The sequence below is a fragment of the Mesorhizobium sp. M7A.F.Ca.AU.002.02.1.1 genome (assembly GCF_003998535.1).
Classification (GTDB): Bacteria; Pseudomonadota; Alphaproteobacteria; order Rhizobiales; family Rhizobiaceae; genus Mesorhizobium; species Mesorhizobium ciceri.
In genome coordinates this window covers 1-982 of the sequence record NZ_RZPB01001284.1, presented here as the reverse complement: position 1 = coordinate 982, position 982 = coordinate 1, and the positions used below count along the sequence as shown (strand labels likewise).

The following is a 982-nucleotide window of genomic DNA, read 5'->3' as shown; positions in this document are numbered from 1 at the left end:
CATCCATGACGGCACGGCGATCTACGAGCGCTCCTTCGCCATCATCCGCGCCGAGGCCGATCTGTCGCGCTTCTCCGAAGCTGAGGCCGATGTCGCCATTCGCATGATCCATGCCTGCGGCCAGGTCGAAGCTTCAAATCATTTTGTGTTCTCCAAGGATTTCGTTGCCGCCGCCCGCACCGCTTTGGCGGCCGGCGCGCCGATCTTCTGCGACGCGGAAATGGTCTCGCATGGCGTCACCCGCGCCAGGCTGCCGGCGGGCAACGAGGTGATCTGCACCTTGCGCGACCCGCGTACGCACGAAATTGCCAGGCAAATCGGCAACACCCGTTCGGCGGCCGCCATCGACCTCTGGGGCGAGCGCATGGCCGGCTCTGTGGTTGCCATCGGCAATGCGCCGACCGCGCTATTCTATCTCCTGGAAAAACTGCGCGATGGCGCACCGAAGCCGGCGGCCATCATCGGCATGCCGGTCGGCTTCGTCGGTGCGGCCGAATCCAAGGATGCGCTGGCCGAGAATTCCTACGGCGTTCCCTACGCCATCGTGCGTGGCCGGCTTGGCGGCAGTGCCATGACCGCCGCCGCGCTCAATTCATTGGCGAGGCCTGGCCTGTGAACGCCTTTCTCAAAGGCCGCCTCGTTGGCGTCGGCACCGGTCCTGGCGACCCCGAACTGCTGACCCTAAAAGCCGCCCGCATCCTGGCCGAGGCCGATGTCGTGGCCTATTTCGCCAAGCGCGGCAACAACAGCAACGCCCGCGCCATCGTCGAAGCGCAGTTCCGGCCCGAAATGACGGAATTGCCGCTGCTCTATCCCGTCACAACCGAAATCGCCAGGGACCACGACGACTACCGCTCGCAGATCACGGCTTTCTACGAGGAGTCGGCCGAAAAGGTCGCCGAGCACCTCGAAGCCGGCAGAATGGTTGCGGTGCTGTCGGAGGGCGACCCGCTGTTCTACGGCTCTTACATGCATCTGCATG

The 982-nt window shown here is 64.5% G+C and carries 2 protein-coding genes; both read left to right on the top strand.

The features are described 5' to 3' along the window. Window position 1 precedes the first annotated feature (1 nt). Window positions 2-616, top strand: a complete 615-nt coding sequence (locus EN879_RS37160) for a precorrin-8X methylmutase (RefSeq protein ID WP_164774906.1) — start codon at window positions 2-4, stop codon at window positions 614-616. Then, window positions 613-982, top strand: a 370-nt coding sequence (locus EN879_RS37155) for an SAM-dependent methyltransferase (RefSeq protein WP_245493947.1), incomplete at its 3' end; no start/stop codon positions are given. The genes EN879_RS37160 and EN879_RS37155, both read left to right, overlap by 4 nt.